The sequence below is a fragment of the Virgibacillus senegalensis genome (assembly GCF_000821245.2).
In the GTDB taxonomy this organism is placed as follows: Bacteria; Bacillota; Bacilli; order Bacillales; family Amphibacillaceae; genus Sediminibacillus; species Sediminibacillus senegalensis.
In genome coordinates, this window is the sequence record NZ_LN611422.1 from 121,753 (window position 1) to 141,841 (window position 20,089).

General features: G+C 45.2%; 13 protein-coding genes. 12 read left to right on the forward strand and 1 reads right to left on the reverse strand.

Annotation, left to right across the window (positions count from 1 at the left end):
* Window positions 1-21 precede the first annotated feature (21 nt).
* The 7 genes from BN1067_RS00980 to odhB all read left to right on the forward strand — a co-directional run bounded on the left by BN1067_RS00980 (window position 22) and on the right by odhB (window position 11,903).
* Window positions 22-1,725 carry an ABC-ATPase domain-containing protein gene (locus BN1067_RS00980; protein WP_053217071.1) on the forward strand — a complete coding sequence of 568 codons (1,704 nt, stop codon included), beginning with the start codon at window positions 22-24 and terminating at the stop codon, window positions 1,723-1,725.
* A gap of 222 nt (window positions 1,726-1,947) precedes the next feature.
* Window positions 1,948-3,090 (forward strand): tRNA epoxyqueuosine(34) reductase QueG, encoded by a 1,143-nt coding sequence (gene queG, locus BN1067_RS00985; RefSeq protein WP_053217072.1) that lies wholly within the window; start codon window positions 1,948-1,950, stop codon window positions 3,088-3,090.
* A 131-nt stretch (window positions 3,091-3,221) separates the two neighbouring features.
* The gene (locus BN1067_RS00990; RefSeq protein ID WP_053217073.1) at window positions 3,222-4,085 is read left to right on the forward strand and encodes an amidase domain-containing protein; all 864 of its coding nucleotides are present in this window, start codon (window positions 3,222-3,224) and stop codon (window positions 4,083-4,085) included.
* An 84-nt stretch (window positions 4,086-4,169) separates the two neighbouring features.
* Window positions 4,170-4,643: a tRNA (uridine(34)/cytosine(34)/5-carboxymethylaminomethyluridine(34)-2'-O)-methyltransferase TrmL gene (gene trmL, locus BN1067_RS00995; RefSeq protein WP_053217074.1), complete on the forward strand. Its 474-nt coding sequence runs from the start codon at window positions 4,170-4,172 to the stop codon at window positions 4,641-4,643.
* 553 nt (window positions 4,644-5,196) lie between these two features.
* Window positions 5,197-7,095 (forward strand): PrkA family serine protein kinase, encoded by a 1,899-nt coding sequence (locus BN1067_RS01000; RefSeq protein ID WP_053217075.1) that lies wholly within the window; start codon window positions 5,197-5,199, stop codon window positions 7,093-7,095.
* Between the two features lie 676 nt (window positions 7,096-7,771).
* Entirely contained in the window at window positions 7,772-10,633 is a 2,862-nt protein-coding gene (locus BN1067_RS01005; protein WP_110943238.1) for a 2-oxoglutarate dehydrogenase E1 component, read from the forward strand.
* Window positions 10,620-11,903 carry a 2-oxoglutarate dehydrogenase complex dihydrolipoyllysine-residue succinyltransferase gene (gene odhB / locus BN1067_RS01010; RefSeq protein ID WP_053217076.1) on the forward strand — a complete coding sequence of 428 codons (1,284 nt, stop codon included), beginning with the start codon at window positions 10,620-10,622 and terminating at the stop codon, window positions 11,901-11,903. The genes BN1067_RS01005 and odhB overlap by 14 nt, the downstream gene beginning before the upstream one ends.
* A gap of 360 nt (window positions 11,904-12,263) precedes the next feature.
* Here the strand turns inward: odhB and BN1067_RS01015 are convergent, their stop codons facing one another.
* Complete coding sequence (locus tag BN1067_RS01015; protein ID WP_053217077.1) at window positions 12,264-14,003, reverse strand: SgrR family transcriptional regulator; 1,740 nt, start codon at window positions 14,001-14,003, stop codon at window positions 12,264-12,266.
* Between the two features lie 86 nt (window positions 14,004-14,089).
* On the opposite strand from BN1067_RS01015, the gene BN1067_RS01020 reads away from it, so the two are divergent.
* The 5 genes from BN1067_RS01020 (at window position 14,090) to BN1067_RS01040 (ending at window position 19,966) form a co-directional block, all read left to right on the forward strand.
* Entirely contained in the window at window positions 14,090-15,343 is a 1,254-nt protein-coding gene (locus BN1067_RS01020; protein WP_053217078.1) for an MDR family MFS transporter, read from the forward strand.
* 245 nt (window positions 15,344-15,588) lie between these two features.
* Window positions 15,589-16,749 carry a sporulation protein YhbH gene (gene yhbH, locus BN1067_RS01025; RefSeq protein ID WP_053217079.1) on the forward strand — a complete coding sequence of 387 codons (1,161 nt, stop codon included), beginning with the start codon at window positions 15,589-15,591 and terminating at the stop codon, window positions 16,747-16,749.
* A 141-nt stretch (window positions 16,750-16,890) separates the two neighbouring features.
* Window positions 16,891-17,679, forward strand: a complete 789-nt coding sequence (locus tag BN1067_RS01030; RefSeq protein ID WP_053217119.1) for an alpha/beta hydrolase — start codon at window positions 16,891-16,893, stop codon at window positions 17,677-17,679.
* 146 nt (window positions 17,680-17,825) lie between these two features.
* Window positions 17,826-18,353: a hypothetical protein gene (locus tag BN1067_RS01035; protein WP_053217080.1), complete on the forward strand. Its 528-nt coding sequence runs from the start codon at window positions 17,826-17,828 to the stop codon at window positions 18,351-18,353.
* A gap of 422 nt (window positions 18,354-18,775) precedes the next feature.
* On the forward strand, window positions 18,776-19,966 hold the full coding sequence (locus BN1067_RS01040) for a NupC/NupG family nucleoside CNT transporter (protein WP_053217081.1): 1,191 nt from the start codon (window positions 18,776-18,778) through the stop codon (window positions 19,964-19,966).
* The last annotated feature ends 123 nt before the right edge of the window (window positions 19,967-20,089 follow it).

Below are 20,089 nucleotides of genomic sequence, written 5' to 3' on the forward strand. Positions count from 1 at the left end.
TGTTTAAAAGAGGTGTCATAGATGAAGGATTTGCAAAGAAAACTGCAGCAAATTGATGGGAAAAGCTATAAAGGGTATAAGGGGATTCAAGGTCGATATTCCTTTCACCGTTATGAGCTTGTCATCGACTATGTACAAGGAGACCCGTTTGCCTCTCCTTCCAAAATCAGGCTGATTGTTCCGGATGCTTACCGAAAGATCAATCCGGCTTGGAAGGAGAACCGGCAGCGGAAAATATATAGTGAAGATCGGATTGCCAGGGCAGTGTCCAAAGCAATTCATCATAATACTGTTTACAGCAAAGGTTCAGGGAAAAGCGGCTTAATAGCAATTGACAGCCCCGGACAGGAAATTCTGGAACGCAGTGCTGTCCAGCTTGATCCTGGATTTACCACGATCTGCTTATCGATTGGACTGCCTGCAAATGGCAGGAGAATCAATGGAAAAGAAGCGGAAAAACTGTTTTTTGACATTATTCCGGGTATTATGGAAAAATCGATATTTTCCATTTCGGATAAGGAGATAGAAGAAAGTGTTCAGTTAGCCGATCAGCATCAGGTGATCAGGCAAAAAATGAAGGAAAACCGCTGGATTTCCTTTATTGCCGATGGGTCTGTTCTGCCTCGCCAAAGCGGAATCAGCAACCGTCCCATGAAACAGGCGGTACCATTTGAAAGTACACCGGAAAACAGGGTGTCGATTGAGCTGCCTCACCGCAAAGAGCCGATTACAGGAATGGCGCTTTCCAAAGGGATTGTCCTAATTGTCGGCGGTGGATACCATGGGAAAAGTACGTTGCTTCATGCGATTGAACGGGGAGTATATCATCATATCAGAGGCGATGGACGTGAATATGTGTTGACCGATCCAAATGCGGTGAAGGTACGTGCCGAAGACGGACGTCAAGTCAGCACGGTCAATATATCGCCTTTTATCAATGACTTGCCGCATAAAGAGGATACCAGTGGCTTCTCCACCGAAAATGCAAGTGGAAGCACGTCACAGGCGGCCAATGTCGTCGAGGCGTTGGAGGCTGGTGCTACTACTGTTTTAATCGATGAGGATACCAGTGCGACGAACTTCATGATCCGTGATCAGCGGATGCAGGAGCTGGTCGCGAAAGAAAAAGAACCGATTACACCGTTTATTGATAAAGTTAGGCAAATGCGTGATCAGCTTGATGTGTCGACAATCCTGGTAATGGGAGGTTCTGGCGACTACTTTGATGCTGCCGACCAGGTGATCATGATGGATCGCTATCAGCCTCACAATGTTACCGACAAAGCCAGGGAAATTGCCAGGAAGTATCCTTTTTCGCGTAACCAGCAGGCTGGTGAATCGTTTGGCAGTCTGCCGAACCGGCGCTTTCTGCCTGGCAGTTTGCAAACAAACCAAGGGAAAAAACACAAAGTGCAGGCGAAAGGCTTGACGACGGTTCTTATGGGACGTACGGATATTAGCCTGCATTACGTGGAGCAGCTAGTCGATGCTTCACAAACGAGAATGATTGCCGAAATCATCCGGCATATGGACCAGAAAAAGTGGCTGGACAACGAACGGACGTTGACAGAATTGCTTGATGCAATCGAAGCACAGATCGAACAAAAAGGACTTGCTTCCTTTGCGCCATTTCCGGACCAGCATCCGGGAGACCTGGCCAGACCGCGCCGATTCGAAATAGCCGCCACCCTAAACCGCATGCGAACCGCCAAAGTAAAAGAATAGACCGGGGTCGGCATAGACCGGGGTCAGTCCCCGAACAAGTGAAGGGACAGTCCCTCCCCCGTTTAGGGGACAGTCCCCAATAACGGGAAATAGCGTTATGCCGGGGTTTTGCCGTTTTGAACTGTTGGAAATCGGCTTTTTGGGGACAGTCCCCAGACCCGTCGAGGGACTGTCCCCGGGTTACCGCGCGTTGCTGTAATACGAAGAAAGGAGGGGATATGGATGGCTTATGAGGAGTTGAAGCAGGAGATTATAGCGTACAGTAAGTCGATTGGGATTGATAAGGTCGGATTTGCTTCTGTGGATGTATTTACAGAACTGAAGTCACGGCTGGAACGGCAGGAGGAGCTGGGTTATCAATCGGGCTTCGAAAAGGGTTCGATCGAGGAACGGACGAATCCTGTCAAGTTGATGCCGGAGGCGCAGTCGATTATATCGATTGCCCTTGCCTATCCCTCCAGGTTGAAGGACGCCCCAAAAAGCAAGAAAGGGGAAAGGCGTGGACTATTTTGCCGCGCTTCATGGGGAAAAGATTACCATGATGTTTTGCGCGATAAATTGGAAAAGCTCGCATCGTTCATTTCCGAAAAAGTCTACGGGTTTTCTTACCGGTCAATGGTCGATACAGGAGAACTGTCGGACAGGGCTGTTGCAGAACGGGCAGGCATAGGGTTCAGCGGAAAAAACACGACGCTGATTACACCAGAGTTCGGATCCTATGTCTATTTAGGGGAAATGATTACGAATGTCCCTCTCACACCGGATGAGCCGGTGGAGGACAGCTGTGGCGAGTGCACCAAATGCATTGACGCGTGCCCGACCGGAGCCTTGGTTCAAGGCGGACAATTGAACGCGCAAAAGTGCATTGCGTTTTTAACACAAACGAAGGATTTCCTGCCTGATGAATACAGGAGTAAAATTGGGAACAGGGTGTACGGCTGTGATACCTGTCAGCTGGTTTGTCCGAAAAACCGGAAAAAAGATTTTCATCTACATCCGGAAATGGAGCCTGATCCGGAGGTTGTCAAACCGAAGCTCGTTCCGCTTCTATCGATGTCCAATCGGGAATTCAAGGAAAAATTCGGCGATATTTCAGGATCATGGCGTGGTAAAAAACCGATTCAACGCAATGCAATCATTGCTCTCGGCCATTACCGGGAAGAAAGTGCTGTGGATGAGCTAATCCGTTTGATGAAGGAAGATCCTCGGCCGGTAATCCGCGGGACCGCAGCCTGGTCATTGGGGAAAATCGGGACAGAAGAGGCTTTTGCTGCTATTGAAACAGCCATGCCGAAAGAAACAGATGAGAAAGTAGTTTTTGAAATGGAGAAAGGACTTCATTTCAAAGAAAAACAACACGTTTAAACAATCGGTGATCATCCGGATCCTTCGATTGAAAAAAACCTCCGTTTCAGTCTGCAGACAGGCTGGTGGAGGTTTTTCTTGTTCAGAGAATGCATATTCCTTCATATAAGTTAAGTAGGAGGGATACACGCATGGATGACAAACAGCTATTGACGGCGTATTGGCAGCGTCTTTTGGAGCAAAGAAGCGATGGGAATCCGGATAATTGGCTATTGCGAAAAAAACGTCTGCATGAGGAACGCGGGAATAAGGTTCCGAGAATCAGGGGGGAAGGGAAGCTGCTGCGAAAAAGCAGGGACCGCCAGGACCAGACCAGGGTAGAGTATGATTTACTGGCGGTATTTTTCATCAAACAGGGAAATTCCTTCTACCATGAAGAGGAACAGCATCGCCATACCGCGGTCATCCAGGCGGGACAAGTGATCAGTGATCAGGTGGAAATTCCTTCGAAGCAAACAAAACAATTACCGGCCATCGAATTATTTGGTAAAGAAGAAATGCGTTCCCAACGCTTTTCGTACGATAGACGGGCTGCAGTTCAATATGCTGAACGGTGGTGGAATGATTATAATCCGGCGTTCCGGAAGTTTGCGGTAGACTGCACGAATTACATCTCCCAATGTCTTTATGCTGGCGGGGCACCGATGTGGGGAATGCCTGACAAGGGACGAGGCTGGTGGTACCAGGATAGCAGCTGGAGTTACAGTTGGGCAGTGGCACATTCCCTTCGCTGGTATTTAAGCGGATCGACACAGGGGTTAAAGGGGAAAGAACTGGAAAGGGCAAGTGATTTACTTCCTGGAGACGTCATTTGTTACGATTTTCAAGGAGATGGACGTTGGGATCATAACACCATTGTCGTATCTAAGGATACAAACGGTCAACCGCTTGTCAATGCCCATACAGATAACAGCCGCCACCGCTACTGGGACTATCGTGACTCGATGGCCTGGACCGAAAATTGCCAGTATAAATTTTTTCGGATCGGCGAGTAATCCTATTTGGTTCATCCCGTGTTCTCGTAACTTCCATTAGTTGTGGTATAATAATCTGGTTACTAACGATATGGGGTGAAAAAAGTGGCAATACACGTAGTTTTATTTCAGCCGGAAATCCCTGCCAACACGGGTAATATTTCACGCACCTGCCTGGCTACCGGTGCAACACTGCATCTGATCAGACCGCTCGGTTTTTCCACTGATGATCGAATGCTGCGAAGAGCAGGGCTGGATTACTGGAAGGACGTAAAAATACGTTACTATGATTCCTTGGACGAATTGTATCAAACATATCCGGACGGGGATTTTTATTATATTGAAAACTTCGGAACAAAGCATTATACCGATTTTGATTTTAATAAGCCGGAAGAGGATTTATTCTTCGTATTCGGCAGAGAAACCAACGGAATTCCGAAAGAATTGCTTGAAGGAAAAGAGGATAAGTGCCTGCGTATCCACATGAATGATATGGTCCGTTCGTTGAACCTGTCTAACACGGCCGCAATCGTTGTCTATGAAGCGCTTCGTCAGCAAGGGTTTCCAGGGTTGCATTAGTTTCCAGGGTTGCATTAAGGCATAATAAATCAAAAACACCAGCCGTACAGCTGGTGTTTTTTTGCTTATCGAAATAAAAATAGGTCAGAAAACCATAGGACAAAAACATCTGTCTCTGCCTAATGGGTTGGTCCAATCGGAGTTTTCCTTATCGTTTTGGTGTTTGTTTGGAATCACGTCCCGCTGAGAAAATGGCAGTAAGGAACACAACTGCTACACCCAGGATCAAGGCTATATTCATGCTCATGGAAGGCTTCCTCCTTTATGTTCTGTGCCAAGCAGGCAATAAATAATATATGTATCTTGCCTCTATTATAACGAATTATGAGAAGCTTGTGAACTGCGAGCGATGAAATAAACTCCCTCTTCCACCGGAGCGAAAATCATCGTCACAGGTTCCATGTTGCTATCATTCATGTTAACAGGGGTGGCGACATAGATTAAAGTAACCATCTTTTCTTATGGGAACCAAAAAGGGAGCAGGTGACGTTGACACCTGTGCTGAGCATACTGTTGGGTAGTTTTTGCTAAATTCTTCAGGGAGGGCGTAGAGATGGATATATTGAAAAAAATCCAGAATCATAGAGAAGATCAGGAAAAGCTGAAATGGGAAGGGACCTTTGCAGATTATTTGGACTTGTTAAAGGAACGGCCATATTTAGCTCAATCTGCCCACTCAAGGGTATATAACATGATTAAGCATAAGGGAGTCAAAGAGCGCGAAGACGGAGTCAAAACCTACAGCTTCTTTTCCGAGGCGCTCTATGGATTGGATGAAGCGTTGGAACGACTTGTGGAGGAATACTTCCATCCGGCAGCAAGGAGGCTGGATGTCAAAAAGCGGATCTTACTTTTAATGGGCCCGGTAAGTGGAGGAAAGTCCACACTGGTAGCCCTGTTAAAACGAGGACTGGAGGAATATACGTTGACGGATGAAGGGGCGGTCTATGCAATTAAAGGCTGTCCGATGCATGAAGATCCCCTTCATTTAATCCCGTCACATTTACGGGCTGATTTTGAAGAGGAATATGGCATTAAAATCGAAGGAAGCTTATCGCCGTTGAATACCATGCGGCTGGAGAAGGATTACGACGGCCGGATTGAAGATGTCATGGTGGAAAGGATCTTCTTTTCTGAGGATAAACGCACAGGTATTGGCACCTTCAGTCCTTCCGATCCTAAATCCCAGGATATTGCGGATCTGACCGGATCGATCGACTTTTCTACCATCGCTGAATACGGCTCGGAATCAGACCCGAGAGCCTATCGGTTTGACGGGGAACTCAACAAAGCCAACCGCGGTATCATGGAGTTCCAGGAGATGCTTAAATGTGATGAGAAATTCCTCTGGCATTTGCTGTCCCTTACCCAGGAAGGTAATTTCAAAGCAGGCCGTTTTGCCCTTATTTCCGCTGATGAACTGATTGTGGCCCATACAAACGAATCGGAATATCGATCGTTTATTGCCAATAAAAAGAACGAAGCGCTTCATTCCCGGATGATTGTCATGCCGGTTCCGTATAATTTGAGGTTGAGTGAAGAGGAACGGATTTATGAAAAAATGATCAAGGAAAGCGATATAAAAGATGTCCATATCGCCCCGCATACCTTGAGGGTTGCTGCGATGTTCACGGTACTGAGCAGATTGAAAGAATCCAACCGCGGAAGCATCAGCCTGCTCAAAAAAATGTACTTGTACGATGGGCAGGATGTGGAAGGATACAGTGATGCCGATGTCCTGGAAATGAAAAAAGAATATGCCGATGAAGGGATGAGCGGAATCGACCCGCGTTATGTCATCAACCGGATATCTTCGACGATCATCAAGAAGGAGATGACGTCGATCAATGCGCTCGATGTGCTTCGTTCGCTGAAGGACGGACTGGACAGCCACGCATCGATTTCCAAAGACGACAAAGAAAGGTACTTGAATTTTATCTCGATTGCTAGAAAAGAATACGATGAAATTGCAAAAAAAGAAGTGCAAAAAGCATTTGTGTATTCGTACGAAGAGTCGGCGCGGACGTTAATGGAAAATTATCTGGATAATGTAGAGGCTTATTGCAATAAAACCAAACTCCACGATCCGCTGACTGGAGAAGAAATGCACCCGGATGAAAAACTGATGCGTTCGATCGAAGAACAAATCGGTATCTCAGAAAATGCTAAAAAAGCGTTTCGGGAAGAGATTTTAATCAGAATCTCTGCTTATGCCCGAAAGGGGAAAAAGTTCAATTATCAATCACATGAACGCTTGCGGGAAGCGATCCAGAAAAAATTATTTGCCGATTTGAAGGACGTTGTTAAAATTACGACTTCGAGTAAGACACCAGATGAACAGCAGCTCAAGAAAATCAATGAAGTGGTTGCAACCCTGATTGACGAGTATGGCTACAACTCCACGTCAGCCAATGAACTGCTGCGCTATGTCGGCAGTTTATTAAATCGATGATTGGTTTTATGTCTTTACAATAAAAATTCAACAGCTTGAAGTAGTATGTTGCCCATAACAATAACCGAGCGATATTCGAAGTACTAAGCATTCGAATTCGTTCGGTTATTTTGATTTATCATATAAGGCAATTCACCTCTCACCTCTCACCTCTCATCTCTCTGTTTGATGCGTGCTTCGTATTACTCCGGCAAGATACTGCGCTTTCCATGGGCACGGCTTTAACTTCCTCAGAAAGCACCAACCGCTTTCTTGCGGGATTTTCAGCTCGTGCTGTACCCATAGGAGTCTTCGCATCTTGCCTTCGCTTCGTTTTCGCGAGCTTTTTCGATAGAAGCTATTGGTTAGACACCGATGTCGCCCCCGGGATAGGCCGCTTAAATCCTCCTATCTGGTTTACGGACGAGAACCAATAAAATTCGCCAGTGATTCCGGCTGATTTTTCGATATGGATCATAGAACAGCCTTGTTCCGCAATAACGATGCCAAGGCCATTTACATATAATATTATATATTTCGATTATTTTGATAGATGCTGTCGGAAGGTTATTGTTTCCTAGTATAAAATAGGGTATATTAGTTGATGTAGAAAGAGGTCAGTTCTATAATGGTCATTGAATGTTCAATGGTGTTTAATTGATGTGGAGAAAGTGAACTTCTAATGGGGGTATAAGTCGTGACACAGCAAGAATCTAGTGGAAGATTCTGGGAAAATTTTCATGGACCAAACATGGGGTATATTGAAGAACAGTACGAATTGTACAAACAAGACCCCTCAACAATCGATGCATCTCTGAAAGAAATGTTCGATCAGCACGGGGCGCCTGAATGGTTAACACAAACAGGGGGATTACAGCAAACTGATTCAGCGGCAACGTCAGCCAACGATATTAAGAAATTAACCTCGACAATGAAACTTGTGGAGGCTATTCGTCGTTATGGTCATTTGGAAGCGGATATTTATCCTGTAGGTAAGGATAAGAATCGCAAATCCGAATTGGTCGATCCGTCGTATTACGGTTTGACGAACGAAGATTTGGAAGCGATTCCTGCAGGTTGGATTTGGGACGAAGCCCCTGCTAATGTGACCAATGCGCTTGAAGTAGTAAACTTGCTGAAAAAGAATTATGCGGGTACTACTTCCTTTGAATATGATCATGTAAACAATGATGATGAGCGGAAATGGCTCCAGGATAAGATTGATACCGGTGCCTACGTATTGTCATTAAGCAAAGAAGAGAAAAAACAGTTGTTGAAACGACTGACAGAAGTAGAAGGATTCGAGAGTTTCCTTGCCAAAACCTTTGTCGGTCAAAAAAGGTTTTCCATTGAAGGATTGGAAATGATGGTGCCGATGCTTGATAAAGCAGTCAACAACTCCTTTACGGATGACACAGAGGAAATTTTGATGGGGATGGCCCATCGTGGCCGTTTAAGTGTATTGACCCACGTACTCGGTAAGCCTTATGATAAAGTATTTTCTGAATTTCATTATTCATCGGATAAAGAATTGATGCCATCAGCTGGTTCAAAGGGAATCAATTATGGCTGGACCGGCGATGTGAAGTATCATTTCGGGGCAGTGAAAAACCTGGGGGAAGACAAGGTTTCTCCAACTAAAATTACCCTGGCTCACAACCCTTCCCATCTCGAATTTGTAAACCCAGTTGTGGAAGGCTTTACAAGAGCTGCCCAGGAAGATGTGGATCAGGCAGGAAAACCGGTGCAAAGCCAGGACCGCGCATTCAGCATCTTGATTCATGGGGATGCAGCGTTCATCGGGGAAGGTGTCGTTGCGGAAACATTGAACATGAGTGATTTGCCTGGATACCGGACTGGTGGCACCCTTCACTTGATTGCGAACAATCTGGTCGGCTTTACGACTAGTCAGAATCAGGGCAGGTCTACAAGGTATGCAAGTGACTTGGCGAAAGGATTCGAAATTCCGATTGTCCATGTGAATGCAGATGATCCGGAAGCGTGTGTCTCTGCCATGGCACTTGCTTATGAATACCGCCAGACTTTCCATAAAGATTTTTTGATCGATTTAGTCGGCTATCGCCGGTACGGTCATAATGAAATGGACGAACCGCGTGCTACACAGCCGCAGTTGTACAAAGAGATCGATAAACATGATTCGGTTGCTGTTGTCTATGCAAAACGCCTTCAAGAAGAAGGGGTTATCGGCGATAGTGATTACGAGAAGTTGAAAAAGGAACGAGAGCAGGAGCTTAAAGACATTTTCGATAACATGATGGAAAATGAAACAGATGAACCAGAACCGAAACCTGCTCCGGAAGCGCTGTCTAATGGGCTGGACGGGATCAAAACAGCTGTTCCGTTAGAGCGGTTGAAGAAACTGAACGAAGGTCTTCTCAAACGTCCGGAAGGCTTCCAAGGATTTAAAAAGCTGGAAAAAATCCTTAAGAAACGCGGAGAAGCGTTGGAGGATGGAAACAAAGCAGACTGGGCGACTGCAGAAACACTAGCTTATGCATCGATTTTACAAGATGGTGTTTCGATTCGCTTGACCGGCCAGGATTCTGAGCGGGGAACCTTTGCCCACCGCCATCTGGTTCTCCATGACGTGGAGACTGGGGAAACTTACTGTCCGATGCACGGATTGGATGAGGCGAAAGCTTCATTTGCCATTCATAACAGCCCATTGTCTGAAGCGGGCGTGCTGGGATTTGAATACGGATACAGCGTTCAATCGCCAAATACGTTGGTGCTGTGGGAAGCGCAATTTGGTGATTTTGCCAATGCGGGACAAGTGATTTTTGATCAATTTATCGCCGCTGGCCGCGCAAAGTGGGGAGAAAAGTCGAATATGGTACTGCTGCTTCCTCATGGTTATGAAGGCCAGGGGCCAGAGCATTCCAGTGCAAGACTCGAACGTTTCTTGCAGCTAGCTGCCGAAAACAACTGGATTGTCGCCAACGTGACAACGAGTGCGCAGTACTTCCATTTGTTACGCCGTCAGGCAGCATTGAGAGGGAAAGATGCAGCCCGGCCACTTGTGGTAATGACACCGAAGAGTTTGTTGCGGAACCAGCGTGTAGCTTCCACTGCTGAAGAATTCAGCGAGCGTAACTTCGAAAAAATCATCACGCAGCCCGGCCTGCCAAAAACAACGAAAAAAGCGAAAAGATTGGTTATCGGCAGCGGAAAAGTGATGGTGGACATTGCTGAGTCAATGAGCCAGAACGAAGATAAGGTGAAAGACATTCATATCATCCGGCTGGAGCAAATTTATCCTTTCCCGGAAAAAGAACTGGCAAAAGCGTTGAAGGATTGTCCGAATGTCGAGGAAGTTGTCTGGGTTCAGGAAGAGCCGAGAAACATGGGCAGCTGGAACTTTGTCAAAGAACTTTTATACAATCTGCTGGATAAGCATCAACAGCTGCGTTATGTCGGTCGCCCTGATCGATCATCACCGGCGGTTGGAGAGCCAAACATACACAAAACAGAACAAAAACGAATCGTGCAGGAAGCCTTAAAGCTGTCTAAAGGAGGAGATTCCAGTGAAGGAAATTAAAGTCCCAGAATTAGCAGAATCAATTACAGAAGGTACCATCGCCGAATGGCTCGTCAAAAAAGGTGATAAAGTTGAGAAGGGCGACCCGGTACTGGAATTGGAAACCGACAAAGTGAACGTCGAAGTGAACGCCGATTATGCTGGTGTGATCGTGGAAATCACGAAAGAAGAGGGCGAAGATGTCGAAGTTGGGGACGTCATCGCGAAAGTAGATGAGAATGGGGAAGCAGGCGGAGGCTCTGGAGAAGACAACCAGGAAGAAGCAGCAGAGCCCCAAACTTCTGCTAAAGATGCCGGACAAGAGGATACTCCGGAAGAAAAACCAGCTGCAGCCAGCCAAACGGCGGAACAAGCATCTTCCGGCAGCAAAGATACGGTGGCTTCACCTGCTGCCCGGAAGCGTGCTCGTGAATTAGGCATTGATCTTAGTGATGTATATCCTCGTGATCCACTAGGTCGTATTCGTCCGGAAGACGTTGAACAGGCAGCCAAAGGCGGACAAAAGCAACCCGAAGCACCAAAAAAAGACAAGCAGCCTGCGAAATCCTCTGGGGAAACAGAATTCGACAAGCCGGTTGAGCGGGTGAAAATGACCCGACGTCGTCAAACGATTGCCAACCGTCTGGTGGAAGCGCAGCATAATGCAGCCATGCTGACAACGTTCAATGAAGTAGACATGACCGCAATCATGAAGCTTAGAAGTGAACGCAAGGATAAATTCCTGGAGAAACATGATGTCAAACTCGGTTTCATGTCGTTCTTCACGAAAGCGGTCGTCGGTGCTTTGAAGGAATTCCCGCTGATCAATGCTGAAATCCAGGGGAATGAACTTATCTTGAAAAAGTTTTATGACATCGGTATTGCCGTTTCCACTGATGACGGACTTGTTGTACCTGTCGTCCGTGACGCAGACCGCCTGGACTTTGCCGGAGTGGAACGGGAAATTGCCCACCTTGGTAAAAAAGCGCGGGATAAACAGCTGCAAATGGCTGATTTGCAAGGCGGCTCGTTCACCATTACAAATGGCGGCATCTTTGGATCACTGTTATCGACTCCGATTTTGAATGCACCGCAGGTTGGTATTCTTGGTATGCATTCGATTCAGAAACGTCCGATCGTCATGCCGGATGATTCTATCGAAGTTCGTCCGATGATGTATGTCGCATTGTCTTATGATCATAGAATCGTAGACGGCAAAGATGCCGTACAATTCCTGGTTCGGATTAAGCAAATGCTGGAAGATCCTTACGACCTGTTGTTGGAAGGTTAAGACAAAACGTTACCCTTTTGCTGAAGGGCACGGTTTTACAAAAATCGCTCAGAAGTTTTTAACTCCTGGGCGATTTTTTCTATTTATTCAGACGAAGTGTTTACTTTACCAAAACAGTGAATATTGCAACGAGGATAAGCAAAGGAATTAAAACTTTTCACTTTTATTATCTTGAGGAACGCTTTGGCACTCAAATTAGGGAGGTGATAGAGGTTTAAGTCATCTTGCTGAAATCAGGGCGTGGAAACGAAGAAAAACACCTTTGTCTAGTGAAAGAAAGGCGAAAGGAGGTGCAGGAATATTCAGTGAATGAGGAAGCCAGCCAGGCTATAAATTTGATCAGACTCCCTTAGTCGTCTGTTATTTCACCCACAACTTTCGGAAGTCTACCTGGCCAAAAGATTTAAAGCGTATATCCTGAATCATAGGATGAAAGATTCTGTTTTTGACAGGATGATGTTGAAATAGGATCAAATGGTTGTCCTTCAAGTAATCTTCTATCACATCGATGATTTTTTCCCGATCCTGATTGGTTTTTGAATGTTTGAATGCTTCCAGGCAGTTGTCGATATTCGCGAGCTGGTCTGCTGTCATGAAGCGTCTGAACAACAGGACCTCATTGTAAAAAGCACCTAAAAAAGACAAGTGATGATCAGACGTTGAAACTTCGCCCATCAAAACCATATCTGCCCGCTCATCGAAGGCAAAAGAATAGAAATCGTCAAAATTGAAGGTGTTTACTTCTAAATGGATACCAAAGCAGGAAGCCTGTTCTTGTAACCAGGCAGCTTCTCTTTTTGCTTTTAGGTAGTCCAGGCAGTACAGCTGCAATGTTTCCCCCTTGTACTCTGATAATTGAAGTAAACCGGGTACTTGTGTTTTATCCCTGCTGCGTTGGCCGGACTTCCATGGAAAGAAGCTGGTAGCTTCGACCGGTTCTTCCAAGCCAAGTTCGCGATGCATAATGTGCGGGTCAAGCAAGTGAAACAACGCTGTCCTGAAATGCGGATTTTGTACAGCTGTTTGTTTGGTGAAATTGAAAGCGAGAAATCGAAAGCCGGTTTCTACTTCTTTCTTCTGAATGCCGCCGTCCAGGTCTTTTGCATTGCTGAGATTATAGGTAACGGTTTTTACCGTATCCACCGGGATTTTCCAAAATTCAATCCGGTCTAAAAAAGGTCGTTCCAGGAAATATTGATCGAAAGCTTCCAGTACAATTCGCTTTTCACTTCTTTCTCTTAATCGGAAAGGTCCTGTGCCGATCCACTGTTTCTCATCGAACGGTACATCCTTGGGCAGGATGGAAAGATTTGTACTGCTCAAATAACGGAGAAAAAAAGGATTTGGTTGTTTTAACTTGATGGTCACCTGGTGTCTATTGGGACAGTCGATTTCTTCCATGTCATGGACGAGCCAGTAGTAAGGCGTTCCCGGTTTAAAGCGGTCCAGCGTGTGCTTTACATCGGCGCTTGTTAACAGCCCCTGGTGGTGGAAGCGTATCCCTTTGCGCAGATAAAATGTCCACCGTGTATGGTTGTCATCCACTTGCCAATGGTGGGCGAGATGCGGACGGATGCAGTCCCTTTTCCTGCTGTATGTTACAAGCGTATCGCCTAGTTGCTCGATCATGTGATTCTCTACAGTGATAGAACTGTAGACAGGATCAAGCGTACTTAAATCCCTGGAAATAATGGTGCGCAAAATGTCTTTATCCTGTTTGGATTCCTGCAAACCAAACATCTTCTGCAGCTGAGGCGAAATGGAAGCGACCCAGGCCTTTGGTATCGGCAGCTGTAGCAATTGGACAATATCGTCCAGTTTATCCTCCTGAATAGAGGCTTTGACAAACTGCTCAACCTCTTTTTGAAAGGAACGATAGAAGGTTATGCTGGAGGGATGCCCTCGCCCGATTCCAGGTGTATAGCTCAATTTCTCTTCTTCTTCAAACTTCCTCAGCTTGCGTTTCACGTTCTTTCTCGTACAAAACCAAAGTGTTTCCAGTTCTTCGAGTTTAAAGGTTACCTGTTTCTGCTGTTCTTTGCTGTATAGGTAGGACCGAAGCGTATAGTACGATAAATCTCTGATAACTTTCACCTCCATTAAAAGGGGACATTAATAGATTGATTATACCCTTTTTGCCCCTTTTAGGAAAAGGCAAAATAGAAAGCAGAAGGAGGGGAAGCTTTATGTTTAAGTCACTGCATCCTAATATTCGTGTTCGTATTTATATTTCTTTTCTCAGCCGGATTATCGGTTCGATGATTTTTCCGTTTATGGCAATCTATTTTACTGATAAGATCAACGCCTCAACCGCAGGAATCTTGTTGTTGGTCAATGTAATCGTTCAATTTTTGGCCGGTTTGTACGGCGGCTTTCTAGCGGACATGCTCGGTAGGAAGCGATTGATGGTCGTGGGGGAAACGATGAAACTTATTGCTTTTATCGGCATGCTGTTCGTCAATTCTCCATGGTTTACATCGGCGGTCGCTACCTTTGTCATGATGCTGGTCATAAGTATCGCCAACGGTTTTATTAATCCGGCCGCAGAGGCGATGTTAATCGATGTCAGCACAAAAGAAACAAGGGCTTTTATGTATTCCGTTAATTACTGGGCTGTCAATTTTTCTTTAATGTTAGGGCTCATGGTAGGCGGCTGGCTGTTTAAGACACATTTCTTTGAATTGTTGGTAGGGCTGGTCTTGATGAGTTTCGTCACACTATGGATGACCAGTGCTTTGATTGAAGAAACCATGACGAAGGGGAAAAATGCCGATAAAAAAGAGTACGGACTGATGCCTCTGCTGCGAAGCTATCAGACGGTCGTGAAAGACTTTCCATTCGTATTGTTCACCCTTGGCGGCATTGCTATTTTATCGCTGGAATTCCAGCGCAATAATTTTATAGCCGTCCGGCTGGAACAGGAAATAGTGCCAAAAGCTTTTTCCTGGATGGGTGGTCATTCCCTGCTTATCGATGGGGTCAGACTGCTCAGTCTCCTCACAGTCGTCAATACCATCATGATTGTGTTGTTCACCGCATTGATTTCAAAGTGGATTAAAAACAAACCGGAACAGCCAATCATGTATGCAGGCTTTCTATTGTTTGGCTTGGGATATGCATTTATGGCATTTTCCAACCACATTCCAGGTTTATTCCTGGCAGTTGTGGTGCTTTCCATCGGCGAATTGTTGTATGTCCCGACGAGGCAGTCGTTACTCGCCGATATCGTCGACGACAGTAAACGCGGAGCTTATATGGCATTCAACGGCTTTGTGTTCCAAGTCGGAAAGATGTTCGGAGCACTGGGCATCATCATCGGTGAGGCCATTGGCGGAATCAGCATGGCTGTCTTGTATATCGTTTTCGTCCTGTTCGGAATTGCCTTTACGCGGGTAGCCCTTCACAAAAAAGCCGGCCAGCACCAGCAGGTAGCCGCATAATAAGAGATAGAGGGACAGTCCCCTCTTCATATCTGGGGGAAGGGTTGGCCGGTTCTGTTTATATGTACGATATATTTTCTTCACCATGAGGGTTGCTTGACATGCAATCATTTAGATTTTCTATAAAAAGGAAAAATGACGATCATAGTTTTCTCAATTAGCCAAACCGTCCAATTATCAAAATCTTTAATCAAATAAACCTGTCTTGCATACTATAGAAATAATAATACAAAGGAGGGTAATAGATGGCTGATTCGAAGAATTTTGTGATTTCAGAAGAAGATTGGTCCCTCCATAGAAAAGGGTTCGACGATCAAAAGCGCCACCAAGACAAAGTTCAGGAGGTACTGAGAAAGAAGTTGCCCGATTTAGTAACCGAAGAAAACATCATTATGTCCCGGGGGAAGGATATGGTGCGGATTCCGATCCGTTCCCTCGATGAATATAAAATCCGTTACAGTCAGGATAAAAACAAACATGCAGGACAAGGGGACGGCGACAGCAGTGTGGGGGATGTCATTGCAACTGACGGCACGCCGCAAAAAGCCGCTGGCAAGGATTCCGGTGCAGGCGACCAGGCCGGCCATGATTATTACGAAGCGGAGGTTTCTTTTGAAGAATTGGAAGAAGCCTTTTTTAGTCAACTAGAGCTACCCAACTTGCAAGAAAAGGAAAAAGACAATATTGTCACTTCCCATATAGAATTCAGAGACATACGGAAAAAAGGGCTGACCGGTAACATTGATAAAAAGCGTTCCATGCTGGAAGCATATAAACGCAATGCGATGGCAGGAAAGTCCGGATTCAATCCGATTTACCCGGAAGATATTCGTTATAAAACGTGGGATACTATCGAGAAGCCGGAATCCAAGGCGGTTGTATTGGCCATGATGGATACCAGTGGTTCGATGGGATTGTTTGAAAAGTACGTGGCCAGAAGTTTCTTTTTCTGGATGACCAAATTCCTTCGTTCCAAATACGAAACGGTCGATATCGAGTTTATCGCCCATCATACCGAAGCGAAAGTGGTTGATGAGGAATCTTTCTTCAGTAAAGGGGAAAGCGGCGGGACGATTTGCTCCTCCGCCTACCGAAAAGCATTGGAAATCATTGATGCCAAGTATCCGCCTGAGCAGTACAACATCTATCCGTTCCATTTTTCCGATGGAGACAATCTAACATCGGATAATCGCAGATGTATGACGCTGGTCGAGGAACTTATTGAAAAATCGAGCATGTTCGGTTATGGAGAAGTCAACCAGTACAACCGCCATTCTACTTTGATGCAGGTTTATAACAAAATCGAATCACCGAAATTCCGTTACTATATCCTTCGCAAAAGAGCAGACGTTTTCTACGCCATGAAACGCTTTTTCAATAACCAGAAAGAAGAGGTTTTTTCATAGATAACGAGAGGCAGATCTGAGTGGGAGACCCCCGCCAGATCTGCCTTTTGTCGGTGGAGGAAGATAAGTCTGTTAGAAGATTTAAGGGTCTAGTGGAGATAGAATGAAAGGGAGGACAGAATGCTGGAAGGGAGGAAGGAAATGGCTTTATTAAGATGCGAATTTTTTTCCGATACGTTACGGTTGTCTACTTCGATGATGGTTATTCTCCCTGAACAAACCGAAGGACAGATCGGAATGAAAAACAGGCAGAAGGACGATGCCCATCCGGTATTATACTTGCTGCATGGGTTTAGTGATGATGAAACCGTTTGGACGAGACGGACATCCATCGAACGGTATGCAGCTGATAAAGGTCTCGCGGTAATCATGCCGAATGCCGATCATAGTTACTATACGGATATGCGTTTTGGAAAACGTTACTGGACTTTTTTGACGGAGGAGCTTCCACAGAGGGCACACGATTTTTTTCATTTATCGGACAAGCGGGAGGATACATTTGTAGCAGGCTTGTCGATGGGCGGTTATGGTGCCTTCAAATGGGCATTGAACTATCCCGGGAAATTCGCGGCAGCGGCAAGTTTATCAGGGGTGACAGACATGGCAGCACATTTGAAAAATGCCAGGACCCGGGAAACGACTTCCAGTGCCCCGCTTTCCCTTGTCTTCGGACAAGACGAAATCAAGGATACCTATGAGGATTTGTTATGGCTGCTAACGTATAATGAAAAGAATCCAGGAACAAAGCCGGTGCTTTATCAAGCCTGTGGAACCGAGGATTTTTTGTTTCCCCAGAATCAGACTTTCCGGGAAAAATGTACACAGACAAGCCTTTCCTTGACGACCGATTTTGGTCCAGGGGATCATCATTGGCAGTATTGGGACGAACAAATCAAAAAAGTATTGGAGTGGTTACCGATCCGCAAGTGAAGAACGGGACATGTCATCTGAAGGCATGTCCTGTTTCCATATCTAAAACACAGAGTAATTACAGAGGAATTCGGGATTTTTCGCCAAAAAACGTTTAGCTCTTGCAAAGGAAATGGTAAAATGGTGGAAAAAGGGAGGGGGAGATCTTGATATTGCAGCAGTCAACCGTTATCTGGTCACGAATACTAGTGTACATGCTTTTCCTGCTGTTCTTGTGCTCCTGTCAGCAGTCTTCCTCCATCCCAACAGGATTTTATGGTTATGAAAAGGAAAAGGCCGAAAGCGCCGCGTCCGAACTTTCGTTTTCACCGGATTTACCGGAATACATGCCAATAGAAACCGCTTTTTTGATTTCGGACCGTTATTATCTGAAAGACAGCGGGAATGAGGCGATGGATATCAGCTTCTATACGGAGGATAACGATCTTTTGTCCATCCAATTTATCGAAGGGGATATTGATCCAGCGTTGGTCGAAGCGGACACGGTCATGATTGGCGAACGATTAGAAGGTGAGTATGTCGATAATTCCTTTGCGAAAATCCTTTGCTGGCAACAAAATGGAATTACTTACAAAATGTCTTATCGGCAAAATGTACTAGGTGTCAGTGAAGAACAAAAAAACAATGTATCCAAGCAGGATCTTGTACAAACAGCTCGCTCTTTTCATTCATAATAAAAAGTAAATGGAAGCTTATAAGAAAACCTCCCTTTTCTTACAAGCTTCCTTTTTTATTCCGGCATGTTCGCTTTTACGCGTTTTTAGTCCGGTTATAGAAGAGGTTATTGGGGAACAAATAAATTAAATAATAGGTTTTGATGAATAATGTCGAAAAATACACTTGCATGACGTCTGACAAGCTGTTAAAATCCATAAATGGAAAACAACGACTGAAAGCATTTTCATTTTAGGTGCAGGGCTGGAAAAACATGGCGTTTATTTAAGACCGAAAACCTGTTTTTATATTCGGTTTGAGGTAAATGGTCACATGCTTCTGAGATGAGCGGGTTTCATGTCTGTCAAAATAAGCGGGACTGCTGCTGTTCATAAAAGGAACAGCAAATGTTCTGCCAAAGATTTTAAGGGAGGCTCATGCCGTGGATATTCTTCTTGGTTTGCTGGCGATTGTTGTCATCCTCGGGATTTCATTTTTATTGTCCAATGACCGCAGCAACATAAATTTTAAAGGAATCGCAATTATGCTGATCGCACAATTGATTACCACTTGGTTCATGTTTAAGACCACGATCGGCGGAATGGTGATCACCGGTATTTCGGATGGATTCAATAAGTTGATTGATTTCGGAATGGAGGGAATCAATTTTGTCGTTGGCGGTTTAATGATCGAAGAAGGCGGAAGTGTGTTCTTTTTCAACGTGCTATTATTGATCGTCTTCTTTTCCACCATCCTGGCTGTCCTCACCCACCTGAAGATATTGCCTACCATTATTAAATATTTCGGAGGGTTTTTATCGTATATCACTGGATTGCCAAAGGTAGAATCATTCAACGCTGTCAACAGTATCTTTTTTGGACAATCAGAGGCACTGATTGCCATCAAGTCGCAGTTTCATCATCTTAGTGACAACCGTCTTTATATTGTAAGTGCTTCTGCAATGGGATCGGTATCTGCTTCTATCGTCGGTGCCTATATTCAAATGCTGCCTGCTCAATATGTTTTGGTGGCACTGCCGTTAAATATGTTCAGTTCGCTGATCATTGCTTCCATGATCTCACCCGTAAAGGTCGACAAGGAGGAGGACCGGGTCGATATCAAGGAAGTATCAGACTCGAAAAGTATCTTTGAAGCAATGGGGAACGGAGCGCTTGATGGCGGAAGAATTGCCTTGATCGTCGCTGCCATGCTGATCGCCTTTATTGCTTCTCTGGAACTGGTTAACTGGATCATTCAGGCTATTTTCGCCGGAGTAACACTTCAGCAAATTCTTGGTTATATTTTAGCTCCAATAGGCTTCCTGATGGGGATTTCACCAGGAGAGCTTGTCCAGGCTGGCGGTATTATGGGTACCAAAATCGTGACCAATGAATTTGTCGCCATGTTGGAATTGCAACCGCTGGTCGATACGCTGTCCGAGAAAACAATCGGTATTGTAACAGTGTTCCTGACTAGTTTTGCAAACTTCTCCTCTATCGGTATTATTGCAGGTACTGTTCAGGCAATTGATTCGAAAAAAGCCGTTGCTGTTTCCAAATTCGGTCTCAAACTGCTCCTGGGAGCGACATTGGGTTCGATTTTGTCTGCTACCATGGCAGGGCTGTTCTTATAATTAAATAGAGAATGTATCTTTGACTTGATTATCAAGGCTGCCGGAGTGACTGGCAGCCTTTTTTCATCACAAGGTATTAATCAGAGCCAGCACTCAGTCCTGACGTTAGGGTGGTTATTGGAA